Origin of the sequence: Nocardia sp. NPDC059228 (assembly GCF_042754245.1) — a bacterium.
In the GTDB taxonomy this organism is placed as follows: domain Bacteria; phylum Actinomycetota; class Actinomycetes; order Mycobacteriales; family Mycobacteriaceae; genus Nocardia.
Window position 1 is genome coordinate 242,363 of the sequence record NZ_JBHZAL010000007.1, and the last position, 17,464, is coordinate 259,826.

Annotated in this window: 15 protein-coding genes and 1 tRNA gene; 6 read left to right on the forward strand and 10 right to left on the reverse strand. The window is 68.0% G+C overall.

Features of this window, described 5'->3' with window-relative positions:
* Positions 1 to 403: 403 nt before the first annotated feature.
* Entirely contained in the window at positions 404 to 1,747 is a 1,344-nt protein-coding gene (gene gabT / locus ACFXKA_RS14960) for a 4-aminobutyrate--2-oxoglutarate transaminase (protein WP_379427617.1), read from the forward strand.
* 18 nt (positions 1,748 to 1,765) lie between these two features.
* Here gabT and ACFXKA_RS14965 read toward each other — a convergent pair whose 3' ends face one another.
* Both ACFXKA_RS14965 and ACFXKA_RS14970 read right to left on the reverse strand, forming a co-directional pair.
* On the reverse strand, positions 1,766 to 2,743 hold the full coding sequence (locus tag ACFXKA_RS14965) for a zinc-binding dehydrogenase (RefSeq protein WP_379427618.1): 978 nt from the start codon (positions 2,741 to 2,743) through the stop codon (positions 1,766 to 1,768).
* Positions 2,744 to 2,833: 90 nt separating this feature from the next.
* The gene (locus tag ACFXKA_RS14970; RefSeq protein ID WP_379427619.1) at positions 2,834 to 3,424 is read right to left on the reverse strand and encodes a TetR/AcrR family transcriptional regulator; all 591 of its coding nucleotides are present in this window, start codon (positions 3,422 to 3,424) and stop codon (positions 2,834 to 2,836) included.
* Positions 3,425 to 3,595: 171 nt separating this feature from the next.
* Between ACFXKA_RS14970 and ACFXKA_RS14975 the strand changes: the two genes are divergently transcribed.
* Positions 3,596 to 5,092, forward strand: a complete 1,497-nt coding sequence (locus ACFXKA_RS14975; protein ID WP_379427620.1) for a cytochrome P450 — start codon at positions 3,596 to 3,598, stop codon at positions 5,090 to 5,092.
* A 157-nt stretch (positions 5,093 to 5,249) separates the two neighbouring features.
* Here the strand turns inward: ACFXKA_RS14975 and ACFXKA_RS14980 are convergent, their stop codons facing one another.
* The 3 genes from ACFXKA_RS14980 to ACFXKA_RS14990 form a co-directional block, all read right to left on the reverse strand.
* Positions 5,250 to 6,185, reverse strand: coding sequence for a ParB N-terminal domain-containing protein (locus ACFXKA_RS14980; protein WP_379427621.1), 936 nt, complete (start codon positions 6,183 to 6,185; stop codon positions 5,250 to 5,252).
* Positions 6,186 to 6,493: 308 nt separating this feature from the next.
* Positions 6,494 to 7,510 carry a GAF domain-containing protein gene (locus ACFXKA_RS14985; protein ID WP_354835379.1) on the reverse strand — a complete coding sequence of 339 codons (1,017 nt, stop codon included), beginning with the start codon at positions 7,508 to 7,510 and terminating at the stop codon, positions 6,494 to 6,496.
* A gap of 14 nt (positions 7,511 to 7,524) precedes the next feature.
* Positions 7,525 to 8,484 carry an SDR family NAD(P)-dependent oxidoreductase gene (locus ACFXKA_RS14990; protein ID WP_379427622.1) on the reverse strand — a complete coding sequence of 320 codons (960 nt, stop codon included), beginning with the start codon at positions 8,482 to 8,484 and terminating at the stop codon, positions 7,525 to 7,527.
* A gap of 46 nt (positions 8,485 to 8,530) precedes the next feature.
* Here ACFXKA_RS14990 and ACFXKA_RS14995 point away from each other — a divergent pair, with 46 nt between their 5' ends.
* Together ACFXKA_RS14995 and ACFXKA_RS15000 are read left to right on the forward strand one after the other, a co-directional pair.
* Positions 8,531 to 9,274 carry an SDR family NAD(P)-dependent oxidoreductase gene (locus ACFXKA_RS14995; RefSeq protein WP_379427623.1) on the forward strand — a complete coding sequence of 248 codons (744 nt, stop codon included), beginning with the start codon at positions 8,531 to 8,533 and terminating at the stop codon, positions 9,272 to 9,274.
* Between the two features lie 270 nt (positions 9,275 to 9,544).
* Entirely contained in the window at positions 9,545 to 11,347 is a 1,803-nt protein-coding gene (locus ACFXKA_RS15000; protein WP_379427624.1) for a serine/threonine-protein kinase PknD, read from the forward strand.
* Positions 11,348 to 11,475: 128 nt separating this feature from the next.
* Here the strand turns inward: ACFXKA_RS15000 and ACFXKA_RS15005 are convergent, their stop codons facing one another.
* On the reverse strand, positions 11,476 to 12,396 hold the full coding sequence (locus ACFXKA_RS15005; protein ID WP_379427625.1) for an alpha/beta hydrolase: 921 nt from the start codon (positions 12,394 to 12,396) through the stop codon (positions 11,476 to 11,478).
* Complete coding sequence (locus ACFXKA_RS15010; RefSeq protein WP_379427626.1) at positions 12,393 to 13,469, reverse strand: saccharopine dehydrogenase NADP-binding domain-containing protein; 1,077 nt, start codon at positions 13,467 to 13,469, stop codon at positions 12,393 to 12,395. The genes ACFXKA_RS15005 and ACFXKA_RS15010 overlap by 4 nt, the downstream gene beginning before the upstream one ends.
* A 63-nt stretch (positions 13,470 to 13,532) precedes the next feature.
* On the opposite strand from ACFXKA_RS15010, the gene ACFXKA_RS15015 reads away from it, so the two are divergent.
* Positions 13,533 to 14,141 (forward strand): TetR/AcrR family transcriptional regulator, encoded by a 609-nt coding sequence (locus ACFXKA_RS15015; RefSeq protein ID WP_379427627.1) that lies wholly within the window; start codon positions 13,533 to 13,535, stop codon positions 14,139 to 14,141.
* 359 nt (positions 14,142 to 14,500) lie between these two features.
* Here ACFXKA_RS15015 and ACFXKA_RS15020 read toward each other — a convergent pair whose 3' ends face one another.
* Together ACFXKA_RS15020 and ACFXKA_RS15025 are read right to left on the reverse strand one after the other, a co-directional pair.
* Positions 14,501 to 14,689 carry a hypothetical protein gene (locus ACFXKA_RS15020; RefSeq protein ID WP_379427628.1) on the reverse strand — a complete coding sequence of 63 codons (189 nt, stop codon included), beginning with the start codon at positions 14,687 to 14,689 and terminating at the stop codon, positions 14,501 to 14,503.
* Between the two features lie 138 nt (positions 14,690 to 14,827).
* Positions 14,828 to 14,903, reverse strand: a tRNA-Asn gene (locus tag ACFXKA_RS15025).
* A gap of 176 nt (positions 14,904 to 15,079) precedes the next feature.
* On the opposite strand from ACFXKA_RS15025, the gene ACFXKA_RS15030 reads away from it, so the two are divergent.
* The gene (locus tag ACFXKA_RS15030; RefSeq protein WP_354835413.1) at positions 15,080 to 15,325 is read left to right on the forward strand and encodes a hypothetical protein; all 246 of its coding nucleotides are present in this window, start codon (positions 15,080 to 15,082) and stop codon (positions 15,323 to 15,325) included.
* Between the two features lie 166 nt (positions 15,326 to 15,491).
* Here the strand turns inward: ACFXKA_RS15030 and dnaG are convergent, their stop codons facing one another.
* The gene (gene dnaG, locus ACFXKA_RS15035; protein ID WP_354835415.1) at positions 15,492 to 17,405 is read right to left on the reverse strand and encodes a DNA primase; all 1,914 of its coding nucleotides are present in this window, start codon (positions 17,403 to 17,405) and stop codon (positions 15,492 to 15,494) included.
* Positions 17,406 to 17,464 lie beyond the last annotated feature (59 nt).

Genomic DNA, 17,464 nt, shown 5'->3' on the forward strand with positions numbered 1-17,464 from the left:
CGCGTCGCACCTGCCCCCCACCCTCTTACGACCGCGGGGGGGGGCCGCTGATGCGCGCCCCCGCCCCTCGTGTGCCGACAGTCTTGCGCGTGATGAGGGGTCCGCACAATCCTGCCGCCACGACGCCGTCCCCACGGCGCCCTCGGCCGCAGGTGGTCTACGGCCCGAGCTCTTTCTACGTATCTACTTAGTAGATACGTAGAAGATAGCAGCCCCCGCCCCGCCGATCAATCGGGTTCGGCGAGCAGGGCGAGAAGAAGTTCGGCTCGGGTTCGGACATTGTCGAGGTTGCGGTCCAATCAATTCCTGCCCGGCGTGTTGTCCAATTCGGCACGGGTGATCGCGGGCGCCGTGGCGCAGACTGATGACCGGTGCCACCGACCCTCGACCGGGAGAATTCCGCATGCCCTCGATCGACTACCGCCTGCCCCAGCGTCGCGATCTCGCCACCGAGCTGCCGGGCCCGCGTTCCCGGGCGCTCACCGCACGCCGGACGGCGGCCGTGGCGGCCGGGGTCGGATCATCGGTGCCCGTCTACGCGGCCGACGCCGACGGCGGGGTCATTCTCGATGTGGACGGGAATTCGCTGATCGATCTGGGCTCGGGCATCGCGGTCACCACGGTCGGCGCGTCCCATCCGGAGGTGGCGGCCGCGGTCGCCGAGCAGGTCGCGCGATTCACCCACACCTGCTTCATGATCACCCCCTACGAAAACTACATCCGCGTGGCCGAGGAACTGGCCGCGCTCACGCCCGGCGGCTTCGACAAGCGGACGGTGCTGTTCAACTCGGGCGCGGAGGCGGTGGAGAACGCGGTGAAGGCGGCGCGGCTGGCGACCGGCCGGCCGGCGGTGGTCGCGTTCGATCACGCGTATCACGGCCGCACCAACCTGACCATGGCGCTGACCGCGAAATCCATGCCGTACAAGGCGCACTTCGGCCCGTTCGCACCGGACATCCACCGCATGCCCATGTCCTACCCGTACCGCGACCAGCCGGGGCTGACCGGGGAACAGGCTGCGCGCCGGGTCATTTCGCGAATCGAGGTGCAGATCGGGGCCGATTCGCTGGCCGCGATCGTCATCGAGCCGATCCAGGGCGAGGGTGGATTCATCGTGCCCGCCCCGGGATTCCTCGCCACGCTGGCGAACTGGGCCGGCGAGCACGGGGTGGTGTTCATCGCCGACGAGGTGCAGACCGGATTCGCCCGCACCGGAGCGTGGTTCGCGAGCGAGCACGAGGGCATCGCGCCGGACATCGTCGCCATGGCCAAGGGCATTGCGGGCGGCATGCCGCTGTCGGCCGTCACCGGCCGGGCCGAACTGCTGGACGCGGTGCATCCGGGCGGGCTGGGCGGCACCTACGGCGGCAATCCGGTGGCGTGTGCGGCGGCGCTGGCCAGCATCGAGGTGATGCGGTCGCTGGACCTGCCGGCCCGGGCGCGGGCCATCGAGGCGGCCGCCGTGCCGCGGCTGCGGGAGCTGGCCGCCGCGACCGGCGTGATCGGTGACGTACGCGGCCGGGGTGCGATGCTCGCCATCGAACTGGTCCGGCCGGGCACCGACACCCCCGATCCGGATCTCACCAAAGCCATTGCCGCCGAGGCGCTCTCACGCGGCGTGGTGCTGCTCACCTGCGGCACCTACGGAAACGTCATCCGGCTGCTGCCCCCGCTGGTGATCGGCGACGACCTGCTCGCCGACGGCCTCGGGGTGTTGTCCGAGACGGTGCGGGATCTGACCCGCTGAGTTCGAAATCCGCCGAGTTCAGCCGACGGCAACCGTCATCTTGCCGCCGGCGGTCCCGGACTCCATCACCTCGTGCGCCCGCACGATCTCGTCGAAGGTGAAGGTGCGCACCGGTTTCGCGTGGTACACACCGGCTTCGGCCTTGGCGACGAGGTCCGCGAGCGGGACCGCCGAGAGCGGGAATCCGGGTGTCCCGAAGACGAAACTGCCGAAGAAGGACAGCTGGACTCCGCTGGGCAGGTCGGCGATCGGGTTGAACTCGGGCACCGGGGCCAGGCCGCCGAGGAATCCGGCCTGGCAGACGCGCCCGCGCGGCCGCACGGTGGCGACCGAATCACGCAGGACGGAGTTGCCGACCAGGTCCAGCAGGGCGTCGACGACGAATCCGGCCGCGCGCACGCGCTCCGACAGGTTGCCTTCCTCGGTGAGAACCATTGCCGCACCGATCTTTTCGAGCAACGCCGCATTCGCCTGCGATCGGGTGGTGGCGATGACCGTGGCCCCGAGATCGGCGGCGATATTCACCGCCGCCTGTCCCAGTGCCGAGGTCGCGCCGCGCACCAGCACCGTCTCGCCGTCCGTGACGGCGAGATTGTCGTGCAGGGTGGTCCACGCGGTGGCGTAGACCTCCGGTACTGCGGCGAGATCGGTCCAGGCCAGAGCGGTGCCGACCGCGACGACATTGTCCGCGGGCACGGTGACCAACTCGGCGTAGGAGCCATTGCGGGTGCGGCCCATGCCACCCATGATCGCGACGACCGGGGTCCCCGGGGCCAGCTTGCCCGAAGGGTCGGCGGCGACGACGCCCGCGGCTTCGATACCGGTCACCTGGGCGACATCGCCCCACTGCCCCGACCGCATGTAGGTTTCCGCGTGGTTGAGTCCGAAAGCCTTGACCTCGACCAGGATTTCACCTGCGGCCGGTACCGGATCGGGCAGTTCGGTCACGGTGAGCACCTCGGGCGCACCGTAGTGGGAGATGGTGATCGCCTTCATGACATACCTTCATTCTTGAGTGAGTGTTCAAATATTGGCGGGAAAGAGGGGCCGTCCACAAGGACGGCCCTGCAACGGTTTTCGCCGCGCCTAACCGGGTGACAGCCCGGCGAAGGCATTGTCGACAATCGCGAGCAATACCTGCTCGTCGGGATTCGCCTTGCCGACCACCATCAGCCCCTGCGAGGTGGCCACCAAGCCCTTGGCCACGGTGACGGGATCGACGTTCGATCGGACCTCCTTGCGACGCACGGCATTCCGCAATGCGTCCCGCATCCGGTCCTCCAGCCGCGCCAGATGCCCGCGCACCACGGCAGCGGCCGCGTCATCGGTGGCGGCGTTCTCGACGGCGGTGTTCACCAGCAGGCAGCCCATCCGCCCCTCCGGCGAGAGCAGGTCGGCCACCAGGCCGTCGAAGTAGCCGCGCACTTGCGCCAGCGACGCGTTCGGATCATCGAGTTCGCCCAATTTCTGGGGCACGATCAGGTCCGAGTAGCGCCGCAGCGAGGCCAGGAACAGCGCGTGCTTGCCGCCCGGGAAGGCGCTGTACAGGCTGCCAGGTTTCACGCCGGTCGCCTTGACCAGGTCCTCCACCGAGGTGGCCCGATACCCGCGCTCCCAGAAGCGGCGCATGGCGGCATCCACCACGTCATCGGGGTCGAATTCGCGAGTGCGGGCCATACGTGCATGGTACTTGAATGGTTGTTCAAGAATCAAGAGTGAAGCTGTGACCGAACCCGTGACCCGCGGACGCGGATACCCCACATCGCCTGCGCGAACTCCTACTCACCAGTAGCATTCGACCGTAAGCCCCACGGGGCGAACGACTTTCGATCGCACGGGATGGTCCCCATGACAGCACCGGCCACAGGAAGCACCGAACTCCACCCGCCGCGGTGGCAGCCCGCACCGATGCGCTGGCACAACACGCCGGTCACCTGGGGGCAGTCCTGGCGGCTGGCGCTGGGACTGCCCGGGCGGATCCGGGAGCGCACCATCATGCAGTACCTGGCGGCCGAGCTGCCGGGTCAGGACGATGTGCTGATCGCCCGCCTGCCGATGGCGAAGTACGTCGTCGTGCGCAGTCCGGAGCTGGTCCGGCACGTACTGATCGCCAACCACGAGAACTATGTGCGCGGCGCCGAATTCGACATGCTCGCCGTGGTTTTCGGCCAGGGCCTGGTGACCCAGCGCGACGATCGCCTCTACTACCGCAACAAGCGCCTGGTGCAGCCGATCTTCGCGCGCAGCGCCATCGACCAGTTCGATGTGCCCATGGTCGAGGCGGCCCAGGAGACGGCCCGGCGGCTGCGGACGGCCGGGGCGCTGGTCGACGTCGGCGCGGAGATGACCCGCCTCATGCTGGATATCGTGGCGCGCACCATGTTCGGCACCGACCTGGACGGGCCCATCTCCAAGATCAAGCTCGAGCGGCTGCTCAAATTCTTCGGCGTGGGCGTGGTCACCAATGTGAGCCGGACGCTGCGGCCGCTGTCCATGTGGCTGGTGCGCCGCACCGAGAAGCCCGAGAAGCAGGCGGGCTCACGGATTCCGATCCGGGCCATCCGCGCCGCCTCCTGGATGGTGGCCCCGCACATCATGTTCGAGCTACGCGGCATCGAGAATGCCGTGGCCGGAATCATTTCCGATCATCGCGAGGGCCGCATCACCCGCAAGGACAACCTGCTCGGCCTGCTGATGGCGGCCACCGATCCGGAGACCGGGCACAGCTACACCGATCTCGAAATCCGGGACGAGCTCATGACATTCATCGGGGCGGGCATGGAGACCTCGGCCACCGCGCTGACCTGGGTGTGGAAGCTGCTCGCCGAGCATCCCGAGGCCCGGCAGCGCCTCCACGAGGAGCTCGACACCGTGCTCGGCGGGCGCGCCCCCACCGCCGCCGACGTGGACAAGCTGGTGTGGACCAAGGCCGTCTTCCTGGAGACGATGCGGCTGTACCCGCCGATCATGGCCTTCAGCAAGGTGGCGCTGGGCGAGGACGTGCTGGCGGGCTATCGCATCAAGCCCGGCACCACCATCATGATCAGCATGCACGGGGTGCACGGCAATCCGCGGGTCTGGGATCGGGCGGGCGAGTTCGATCCGACGCGCTACCTGCCGGAGAACATGACCCGGCCGCATCGGGAGGCGTCGCTGGCGTTCGGGGCGGGCAAGCGGATCTGCATCGCGCAGAACTTCGCGACCATGGAGGTGGTGTTGTCGATCGCCACCATCGCCCAGCAGCTGGATCTGCGGATCGCCACCGGCGAGCCCATCCGCCCGCAGCTTTCGTTCATCGGCGCGCCGGACAAGCCGCTGCTCATGCGGGCGGTGACACGGGACTGATCAGCGGGTGCGGGCAGTGCCTCCGGCGGCTGTACCCACCCAGTCTTCCACGTCCCACACAGGCAGGTATGAAGCGAGCCAACGCCTTCGACGGCATCGGCACCCGTACGCGGCGCCGACCGTCACCGACCCGATCGAACGCGGTCGGATCGAGCCGTCACGCGGCAGTGGTCTTCTCGGCCGCGGCGGTGCGGCTGGCGGATCGGGCCAGTGCGGCCCAGTGCCGGGCCTGCTGGGAGGCCAGTTCGGCGACCAGGGCGGCGCAGTACGGCGGGAGATCATCGGCCAGGTCCGCCCAGGCCACGGGATCCGCGGGCAGCTCGTCGAACAGGCGTAGGAGTTGCCTGCCGGATTCGGTGCGGGTCAGCGCCGGGTCCGAGCGCAGATTCCACAGTGCGCGAGCGGGATACGACAGGTCTTTCGCGGCAGCCCCGGGACCGGCATGGGGACGCTCGTCGCGGATTCGCTCGGTGTGACACTGGCGCGGCTGTGGCACGGGAGCCGCGAGTGCGCGCCGGGCGAGGTGGCGGCCGGGGCACGCCGCCGACCGCTTCCGGATGGCGGCGATGGTCCGCTCGGGCAGGCCGATCACCTCGGCCAGCTTGCGGTCGGACCAGTCGGGATAGAACGAGAGCGCCTGTTCGGCCGCGGCTTTGCGGTCGGCCGCGGACAGGGGCAGGCCGTGCCTGCTGTTCAGCCGGACCGCGAGCAGCAGGGCCTGCCCGTCGTCACCGTCGAAGTAGACCGCGTCGATCCACTGGGACCCGCTGCACATTGCCGCGCGCACGCGATGGGCGCCGTCGATGACCGTCATGTGCGATCGGTGCACGACGATCGGCGGCAGGGTCGCGGCGACCTCCGACAGCGCCGTGACATGCCGGGAGTTCTCGCCGGATTGCCGGATCGTGGTGTCGATGTGCAAGCGGTCCAGCGGAATTCGCACGATATCCGTGGGATTGGGCTCCAGCAGCGGGAAATTCACATCCAGGCGCGGCCGCGCGTAGTTCTCCCCCACTCGGATCGCCCGGGTGACGATCCACTGCCAGATGCGGCCGCGCGGGTGCACCCACCACGCGTATGTCGGTCCGAGCACTGCGCCGCCTCCCAACGCCGAGCAGCCCCGATTCCCGGAGCGCTCCACGAGCGTTCCCGGGCAGGGCGTTCCTACGACGCGACAAGCGGCATCACACGGATCACCGGCAAGATTCCCGCTCACGCGGGTGCGTGTACGCGGCAGTGTATCGACGCGCACACAGTGTGATCAATTGAGCAAATCGTGTGCCTGCCTGCGTATTTACTGACGAAACACGCTGACCTGGAGCAGCAGCCCGGGACTTGTTCGTACGGTGTTACATACACAACAAACATTGCCGCCGGTCTGTTTGCTGGCGGTCGGGTGACCTAGTCCACCTCCGGCATATCCGGATCCCGGACAGTGACCAGCGCGGCCGTCGTGTGCTGGTCCAGCGCCATGAGCACGGCCCGGGCCCGCACCGATTTCCAGCCCCCGTCGAGCGTCCGGAGCCGCAACCGCCCGGCGGTGCGGGAGTGAGCGAGGTTGCGGCTCATGGTCTTCGCCGTCTCGATATCGTCCGGGTGGATCGCCGGCTCCGGTTCACCCGCCAGCGACTGCCACGCGATGCCCGGCATGGGCGGACCCATCCAGCGCAGCAGCCGCAGGGTGCGCAGGTCGACAATGGCCCGGAAATCGCCCTCCGCGGCGGCCGCGTCGAGCACCCGGTGCTCGAGGATCACCGGCGGCGGCGCGGCGCTGACGTCGGTGGCATCGCCGATGTCATGGGTGACCCCGCGCATGAACACCTCGGAATTCCCGGCGGCATCGGTCTCTTCGATGATGCGACACGAGAAGTGCGCCGCCCGCAGAGCGCCGTCGTCGCGGCGGACCGTCCACACCGCCTGATGCTCGGTGCCCGGCGCCGACCGGACCACCTTGGCCAGGGCGTCGGACTCGTCGCTATTGGTGATGACGCGGGCGAACACGCCCGCGATGGCGTGCTCGCGCGCCCGATTCTCGGGCGCGACACCGTAGAGATCCAGCAGATCGTCCGAGCGCGTGGACTTCGAGGTGGACAAGTTGAAGTACCACGCCCCCACCGGATCTCGCGGCGGCACCGTCTCCTCCGCCGGACCCGACCACACCAGCACGGCGTGCATACGCTCCGGGGTGATCAGCAGCGGCGCGGTGAGAGTCCGACGGCGGCCGCCGTCGCTCATGACCTCCACCGGCGCCAGCGCCTCCGCGGTCGCCGCCACGGCCCCGCGGATGGTCGCCAGCGTTTCGCGCTGCCGGAAGATCTGCGTCAACGGCACGAACTTCCTTGGCGCACTGCCCAGTCCGATGACGGTCGGCTCCCCGCCGCCGAACGTCTCTATCAACAGCCATCGTGTACCGGCCATCGCGTCTTCCCCTCTTATCCCCTGATCACGAGCCGAATCAGCTTCTCGTACCGTCCGCCCGCCACCCTGGCGGCGACTTCGGCAAGGATCGCGTCGGGTCCTATCAGTACACGACTCTTCCCCCGCGCGACACCACGCAGAATCACCTGCGCCGCAACGCCGGGATCGGTGCGGGCCACATACCGGTCGAACCGCTGCGCCGCCCGCTCGGCGTCCACCCCCGCCGCCGCCAACGCCGACCAAGCGATCCCGGTCTTCACTCCACCCGGAAACACGCAGCTGACAGCAACATTCGGCTGCCCGCGCAATTCCGACCGGAGCGACTCGGTGAAGCCGCGAATCGCGAACTTGGCCGCCGTGTAGGGCGCGGCCCCGCCGAGCCCGATCAACCCGTACGCCGAGGAGAGATTCGCGATCCGCCCCTCGGGCGACTTCACCACGTACGGCAGAAAGGCTTTCGTACTCGCCACGGTCGCACCGAAATTCGCCCGCATCACCGCCTCGAAGTCGCCCGGCTCGGACTCCGACACCCCACCATAGAAAAGCTTCCCCGCATTGTTGATCAACACATCCACACCCCCGAGCCGCCCCACCACCTCGGCCGCAACCTCCCCCATCCGCTCCGGATCAGCGACATCGGCCACCAGGCCCACCACCTCCCCATCCCCACCCCTGACCATCCCCGCCGTCTCCCCCAGCGCCCCTTCATTCGTGTCCAACAGCACCACCGACGCCCCTTCCCGCCCCAGCCGCACCGCCAGCTCCCGCCCGATCCCGGCCCCCGCCCCGGTAACCACAGCAACCCGACCCGCATAGAAACTACGATCCATACCCGTGAGTCTGCACAGACCACTGGCATCCCGCGAGACATGTTCCGCGCCAACCCATCCGATCACGCAATGCACCTGCGCCGAGGGGTCCGACCGTGATCTCGATAACCCGGGGCGCCCATCCCACAGTGTCAGGCGCTGCATGAAGTAGCTTCAGCCTGAATATGATTCATCGACCAGGGGAGGAATGATGACGCGACGCGCGATCGTCACCGGCGGCGGCACCGGAGTCGGGAAGGCAGTGGCGCGACGCCTGGCCGCCGACGGCGTGTCGGTGACCATCATCGGACGCCGTCCAACCGTGCTGGAAGCCACTGCCAAAGAGATCAACACCGGCATCGGGGCCGACCGCGTCACCACCGCGACCGCCGACCTCACCGCGCCCGATCAAGTCCAGTCCCTTGCCGAACAGATCACGGCAGATGGGCTTGTCGACATCCTGGTCAACAACGCGGGCGGTAACCCCGCGCACACACCCGGCGACCTGGACGGCCTCGCGGCCGCCTACACCAACACCTTCCAGCTGAACGTGCTCACCGCAGTACTGCTGACCGAAACGCTGATCCCGCACATGACCCGCCCCGGCGGCCGAATCGTGTCGGTGAGCTCGATCGCCGCACTACGCGGAGCAGGCCCCTACGGGGCCGCGAAAGCCGCCCTCCACGGTTGGGCCCTGGGCCTCGCACAACAGCTCGCCCCACAAGGCATCACCGTCAACACCGTCGCCCCCGGCTTCGTCCCCGCCACCGAATTCTGGACCGACCGGCTCACACCGGAACTCGAAGCCGACCGAATCTCCCAAATCCCCCTCGGCCGCGCCGGCACACCCGACGAAATCGCCGCAGGCATCGCCCACCTCACCTCCCCCGAGGCCGGCTGGACTACCGGCCAGATCCTCCAGATCAACGGCGGAACCCTCCTCGGCCGCGGCTGAAAAACCGCTGCCGCACCCCAGATCGTTCCCTTTGCCGGTTCGAGGGAACGATTCACCAACGCGCGCAAGAACTCCGTCCAGTTCGCGCCTGTCTCAGCAAGCCCTTGGCAAGATGGCGGAGACCGGAAACCGGCACCTTTCATTCGAGATGGCCCCGCCTCCGAGTGGTGCTGGACTGCCGGCTTCTTCACGAAGTTGGTCGTATGGCTCAGAGGTACGCTGAATTTGCGAATACACCGTTTGCCAGTTGGGTGGTCACGGGACGGCGCAATGGATGACAAGTCAGTGCCTGGCGTGGACGCCACCTGGGCGCCGGAGCAGACGTTCGGACGCTATCGGCTGCTGTCGCTGCTGGGTCAGGGCGGCATGGGCCAGGTGTGGCGGGCGCATGATTCGCTGACCAACCGGGTGGTGGCGCTCAAAGTGCTGCCCGAGCGCTTCGCCGATGACGAGCGGCTGCGCGAGCGCTTCCGCCGGGAGTGCCGGGCGGTGGCACAGTTGACCGAGCCGCATGTGATCCCCATCCACGACTTCGGCGACATCGACGGTCGGCTCTATCTGAATATGCGGCTGATCGACGGCACCAATCTGCGCAAGATGATCACGCGAGAAGGGGCCTTGTCGCCGCAGCGGGCAGTAGCGATCATCACGCAGGTGGCCGGCGCGCTGCAGGCAGCCCACGACGCCGGGCTGGTCCATCGCGATGTCAAACCCACCAACATCCTGCTGGCGGCCGATGAGTTCGCCTACCTGATCGATTTCGGGATCGCCCACGCCGCCGACGACCGTACGCTGACCGCGATCGGCGAGACCGTCGGCACCGTCGCGTACATGGCACCGGAGGAGATCGGCGCGGAGGTCAAAGCCGATGCCCGAGTGGACGTGTACGCGTTGACGTGCGTGCTGCATGAGTGCCTGACCGGCCGGCCACCGTTTTCGAGCTCATTGGGCATGGAGGGTGTGATCGCCCATCATCTGCACACCCCACCCCCGCGTCCCAGCACCACTACACCCGATGTACCGACCGCGTTCGATGCGGTCATCGCCAAGGGAATGGCCAAGAACCCAGACGATCGTTACCAGACCATGCGCGAGCTGGCCGCAGCGGCCCGCGCCGCGGTCGGCGATTCCGCGGTCAGCACCACCGAGGCCGTGGCTGCGCGCCATGGGCGGCGAATCAGATTGTCGCCCAAGACCGCCGGACTGCTCGCGGCCGCGGTCGCGGTTGCGGTGGCGGCCGCCCTAGCTGTCATCATCAGTGTCCAACGGGGATCAGGCGGCGGTGGCAACTCGCCCGCTCCTATCGCCCCGGCCTACTCGTCACAGACTCCACTGCCGTTCACCGGCGTCAGCCTGCCCACCGATGTGGCGGTCGACGCGGCGGGCAACGTATACGTGACCGACATGGGTAACGATCGGGTGGTGAAATTGGCGGCGGACGCGTCGACGCCGAGCCCGTTGCCGTTCACCGGCCTGAAGAATCCCCAGGGTGTGGCGGTCGACCCGGCGGGCAACATATACGTCACCGACACGAGTAACAACCGGGTCTTGAGATTGGCGGCGGGCGCTTCGGCGCCGACCACGTTGCCGTTCACCGGGCTCAAAGATCCCCGGGGTGTGGCGGTCGATACAGCGGGAGACGTGTACGTCGCCGACCGGGCCAATGATCGGGTGGTGAGGTTGGCGGCGGGTGCCGCGGCACCGACGACGCTGCCGTTCACAGGGCTCCAAGATCCCCATGGTGTGGCGGTCGATACGGCGGGCAACGTATACGTCACCGAGCTGGGTACCGAGCGGGTGGTGCGGTTGGCCGCGGGCGCGTCGGCACCGACCACGTTGCCGTTCACCGGGCTCAAAGATCCCCGGGGTGTGGCGGTCGACAGGGCGGGAGACGTGTACGTCGTCGACTGGGGTAACGAATCGGTGGCGAGGTTGGCGGCGGGTGCGTCGACGCCGACCACATTGCCGTTCACCGGGCTCAAAGATCCCCAGGGTATGGCGGTCGACACGGCGGACAACGTATACGTCACCGATCGGGGCCCCGACACGGTGGTGAAACTCCCGGTCGGCTGAACATTCCGCACAACAATCCCACGCCCGGCATGGTTTCGGGTCCCTTGCAGCCAGCGCCCACGGCGGCCGGACGAGACCCCGGCCCCGTTGATCTTCAAAGGTGTTGCGCGGCCGATTCGAACCGCTCGCTACGAGGAGGTTCGGCGTGCCGGTCGGGCGTGCCTGGTGAGGAATTCCAGCTCTACTCGGAGCACGTCGGAGTGGTCGATCCCGCCGTCATAGACGTCGTAATGCCCGCCGCGGCTGCGGTAGAGCTCGCCGCGGGGCGCTCGCGCGGCGGCCTGGGTGGCGGGTCCGGTGGGGGCCATGGTGTCGGATTCGGCAACGACCATCAGCAGGGGACATTGGACTCGGTGGGCCGTTCGGACGGGGCGATGGACAGCGATGTCGAGCAGTGATCGCGCGGTGATGCGGTTGGGCCAGGGCTCGCCGTCGGTCGGGGTGAGTCGATGTAGTCCGGTCAGTGAGTCGTTTGTCGCGATCACGCCGAGGCTGTCGGGTCCGACGCTGAGCGGCAGGTATTTCGGCGGGTTGCCGACGACGCCCGAGAGCGCGTCTGCCACTGCGGTAGCGGTCAGGCGCAGCGCGCGCAGTGGAGCCACATTCGCCATCCCGGCCAGACCGTCGACGAGGGGGCATTGTGCGATGGCTCCGGCCAGTGCCGGATCGGTGGCGGCGATATCGAGGATGTGCATGCCGGCGAAGGATGTTCCCCAGATGAACAGGCGATCGTTGTCGAGCGAGTCGTGGCGACGTGCCCAGGCCAGGGCGGTGCGATAGTCCTCTCGCTGGCGGCGGATCGAGAGGAGTTCGCGCGGTGTGCCGCCGGATCGGCCCCAGTGGCGGTAGTCGAATACGAGGGCGGCAAAGCCGTTGTCGGCGAAGAACTCCGCGAACGGGGCCAGGCCGGCGGCTTTGACTCCGCCGATGCCGTGGGCCATCACCACCGTCGGGTGCGGCTCCGGTGACGACGGGAGGTAGAGCCAGCAGTCCAGTTCGGTGTCTGCACCTGCCGGGATACGCACGTGCTCTCGGGTGATGTCGGTCATCGCAGGTCCTTCGCGGTCGAGTCGAGGGTGATCGTGGCGCCCGCCGATCGGGCGAGATCGGCGCCGAACAATGCGCCGGGAGTGAACGCGCCGGGGCGGGCATCGCCTTCGGCCAGGCGGGACGCGACCATGGCCGCGACGCGGCTGGTGAACGCGTAACCCTCACCGGTCCGCAACCATGCCTGGCGTGTTCCCCCGCCCTCCCATTCCGCGGATGCGTATGCCCACGACACCTCACCGGGGGTGGCCGGTGGTGTCAGTTGCCAGCGGTCGATGAGTCGGATCACGATGCGCCGCAATGCTTCTACCCTCAGTATCGCGCCCACGATCGGTAGCGCGGCCCGAGCCACGCGGCCGGTGGGGACCTCACTGGAGGTCGCGATCACGTCACCCGCGCCCGAGCCTCGGAGTGCGGCTTCCAGCTCGCCGGTGGGTACCGCCACCGTGGCACGCGTCGTGCCGTCGGGCAGCGGAATGCGTTGCAAGTGAGCGCCGAGCCGGGTCCGCACCAGGTGGCCGTCTCGGTAGATCAGCCCGCCGGTCGCCGCCGAATCCATCACACTGGCCAGCACCGCCGGTCCCAGGCCATCCACGACGGGCATCGCCGCCACCCGGACGCGGATCGGGGACGGGCGCCCGGCGCACAGCTCGTACACCAGCGCCTCGCTGGCCAGGGTGCCGAATCCCGCACCGGTGACCAGTGTCGACCCCGCGGCCCGAGCCGCGGAATCCAGCTCCAACAACGAACGCACAGGCTGGAATTCGTTGGCCAGATCCACGTAGTGACTGCCCGCGGCCACACACGCCTGCGCGGTCGGAACCGTCGTGGTACCGAACGGCCCGACCGTGTTGACGACGACATCCGGTCTGCCCGCAGCGATTTCGGCGAGCGGATCATCGGTGACCAGCGTCCGTGGCGATACCCCGCCCGCCGCCTCGATCGTCGCCGCGGCCTCGGCCAGCCGCTGAGTATTGCGGCCGACCAGCACGATCCGATGCCCACCGGCACGTAATTCGGCGCTGATGTTTCGCCCGGCGCGGCCGGTCGCGCCGATGATCCAGATTTCAGCCATACACATACGCTACGTTGTGTATCGTATATGTGGCAAGAGTTGATCCGATACAATCCGTAGCGTATGTCTGACACGGGTAAATCCGCCGGGATGGGCCGCCCCCGCAATACGGCCCTCGACGCCGCCATCGCCACCGCCGTCGAACAACTGTTGCTGACAGACGGTTACAGCGCAGTCACCATCGACCGCGTCGCTACCGTGGCCGGTACCACGCGCACCGCGCTGTACCGCCGCTTCCCAGGCCGCGTCGCCCTGATCGCCAGCGCCCTGGCCGGGCATTTCGGCACCGATCCAGCGCCCGACACCGGCACCCTGCGCGGCGACCTGATCGAGCTGCAACGCCTACAGGTCGAGTTCTTCCGCACCCCGGTCGTCTCAGCAGGCATCGCCGGCCTGCTCGGCGACCTCAGCGGCGACCCGCAATGGAGTGCGATGTTCCACGAGGCCTTCATGGCGCCACGCCGCCGATCGACCCAAGCAATGTTCCAACGCGCCGTCGACCGCGGTGAGATCCCACCGTTCACTCATCCCACCGTGGTCTCCGACATCCTGACCGGCCCCCTGCTGCTGCACGCAATGCTCCCAGCCACCGGCCCCCTCGACGACACCCTCGTCGCCGCCACCGTCGACGCCGCCCTGCACCTCCTCACCGTCGGCATTCGCGACGCGTAATCCGCCACATCCCCGGAGCGTTCGGTCCCCGCAGCCCAATCTTCGAGCCGACTCGCCGCTGCCTACGCCGGTCGAGCAACTGAGCCGCGCGTGGCTGTCACGCGACGCAGCAGATCAGCCGAACGCGCGCCCTTCGGCTAGCCTGCACTGCGGGCGGTTGGGCAGGTGCCCGGAATGCCCACGGCCCGTTGATCTTTCGAGGTGGGGCGCTGGCCGGTTCGGTCTGCGCGGTATGCGGTGCGGTCTCAATGGGTCAGCGCAACACTGGGTTCGTCCTGGTGAACGGGGACGTGATGCGCGATGGACTCGCCAAGACCGTCGTCGGAGAAGCGAACACCGCTGACCGAGGCCGAGTTCGGTCATCTGCTGCGAGAATCCGCTGGCTTCAGGCACATCGGAGCATCGGAGTTCAGCGAGCCGGATCCGTCGTTCCAGAACTGGATGTGATGACCGTCGGGTGTAACGATCACGATGGCCGCGTACGGCAGCGTGTGGAGCACGCAATCCAGGCGTTCGGTGAAGTCATCCCAGCGCGTGCGGTAATGCACGGCCCCGATGATACTGAGCAAGATCGGGATGAGAGCGGACGTGCTCGGAGTTTTTGGACACTTTCTGGACCATAGGCGGTTCCAGAAACGAATTCGGCCCCTGCCCGGCGAATTCTCACGCTGGTCAGGGGCCGAATTTGGCTCCCCCATCTGGACTCGAACCAGAAACCTGCCGATTAACAGTCGGCTGCTCTGCCAATTGAGCTATAGGGGATTGTTTCCCTGGCTGGCCCTCTCGGACCGGCCGGGGAAAACTTTAGCGTATCGGTTGTACAGTTCCCAAATCGCGGCTCTACCTGCGGGGATGTGGGTGGGGTGCCGGATCGACAGGTGGGGGTGGGGTCGGGCAGGATGTGGGGGCAGGCTGGTCTATGGGAGGAGCTTCTCGGGATGCTGCGGTTGATCATCGGTGTTGCGGCCGGGTATGTGCTGGGCGCTAAGGCCGGGCGGGCTCGGTATGAGCAGATCAGTAAGACGACCCGTGCGATCAGCGAGAGCCCTGTCACGCGGAAGGTCGTGATGATGGGGCGGCAGAAGCTCGCGGACAAGCTGAGCACCCAGCCGAAGCTGGAACCGATGGTGCCGCTGGACGAGCGCACCACCATCCTCGTGCCACAGGATCAACTGCGGCGCTGAGGGATTGGGGCCTCCCCAACCCGAACTCGAACCCCGAAACCTGCCGATCCACAGTCGGCAGGTCTATCGGTCGTGCCTCGGGACGCACCACGTCCCTGACTCGGGCGGCGAGCCTCGCCGCCTGCCACCCGGGTGAGAGCCGCCTACCGCTGGGACGAGAGCGGGGTCAGCTGCTTACGAAGTCGCCCGAGTTGCCCATGGCCTGGGTCAGCAGGCTCTTCCGGTACTGCTCCAGGGCGACCAGGTCGCCGAACAGGGCCATGTAGCCGTCGGGCTGTTCGGTCGAGGAGATGCGCTGGAGCTTGGACTTCAGTTCGGCGATCTGGCGGCCGACCCAGGACTCCTGCGTGCGGGCCAGGACGCCGGTGACGAAGCGGGGGATGTCGTCGGCGGACTTCACCGGGAGGGGCTCGGCGGCCAGTTCGGAGACCAGGGCCCGCAGGGTGAGGTCTTCGGTGTTGTCGGCGACCGTGGCGACCCATTCCGCGCCGGACAGACCGCTGGCGGTGCCACCGGCCTCGGCGATGGCGGCGCGGACGGCGATGTAGGCGGGCTGGGTGAAGGCTTCCGGCTCCAGGGCATCGAAGACGGGGCCCGCGAAGGCGGGGTATTGCAGTGCGGCGGCCAGGGTTTGACGCTGCGGGAGCAGGGTCGGGTCGTGCGGGTTGGGCCGGGCCGCGGGGTGCTCGGTGACCTCTTGGCGCGCTTGACGTTCGGGGATGCCGGGTTTGGCGCCGGTGCGGGCGCCCTTGCGGGCTTCATCGCCGACGCGGCGCACGACCTGCTGGATGTCGTCCCAGCCGACCCAGCCGGCCAGTTTGGTGGCGTACGCCTTGCGGAGGGCGAAGTCCTTGATCTGGGAGACGACGGGGACGGCGCGGCGCAGCGCCTCGACCTGTCCCTCGGGGGAATCCAGATTGTGTTCGGCGAGCAGGCCGCGGATGACGAACTCGTACAACGGGACTCGGCGGGCGACCAGGTCGCGGACCGCGCCGTCGCCGTTGCGCTGGCGGAGTTCACAGGGGTCGAGGCCGTCGGGGGCCACGGCGATGTAGGTCTGGCCGGCCAGTTTCTGGTCGCCGGAGAAGGCCTTCAGGGCGGCGGCCTGGCCCGCCTCGTCGCCGTCGAAGGTGTAGATGATCTCGCCGCGCCAGAAGTTGTCGTCCATGAGCAGGCGGCGCAGGATCGCGAGGTGCTCGTCGCCGAAGGCGGTGCCGCAGGAGGCGACAGCGGTCTTGACGCCCGCCATGTGCATGGCCATGACGTCGGTGTAGCCCTCGACGACGACGGCCTGGTGGCCCTTGGCGATCTCGCGCTTGGCGTGGTCGAGGCCGAACAGCACCTGAGACTTCTTGTACAGCAACGTTTCCGAGGTGTTGATGTACTTTGCGGTCATGGTGTCGTCGTCGTACAGACGGCGGGCGCCGAAGCCGATGACCTCGCCGCCGAGATTGCGGATGGGCCACAGCAGGCGGCGGTTGAAGCGGTCCATGGGGCCGCGCTGACCCTGCTTGGACAGGCCCGCGGCCTCCAGCTCCTTGAAGTCGAAACCCTTGCGCAGCAGGTGTTTCGTGAGCGTGTCCCAGCCGCCGGGGGCGTAGCCGCAGCCGAACTGGCGGGCGGCGTTGTGGTCGAAGTTGCGGTCGGTGAGGTACTTGCGGGCCGCTTCCGCGCCGGGCTCGCCGAGCTGGGAGACGTAGAACTCGTGCGCGGCGGCATTGGCGGCGACCAGGCGGGAACGGGTGCCGCGATCGCGCTGGACGGAAGTGCCGCCACCCTCGTAGTTGATCTTGTAGCCGATGCGGTCGGCCAGCTGCTCGACCGCCTCGACGAAACCGACGTGCTCGATCTTCTGCAGGAAGGCGAAGGCGTCGCCACCCTCACCGCAGCCGAAGCAGTGGAAGACGCCGTGATTGGGGCGCACGTGGAAGGACGGGGACTTCTCGTCGTGGAAGGGGCACAGGCCCTTCATGGAGTCGGCGCCGGCGCGCTTGAGAGTGACGTACTCACCCACGACATCCTCGATCCGGACACGTTCACGAATCGCCGCGATATCGCGGTCAGGAAGTCGGCCTGCCACGGAGCGAGTCTAGCGCTCCCCCGCCTCCCCGAAACTTCAGCGCACAATCCCGCCTCCCC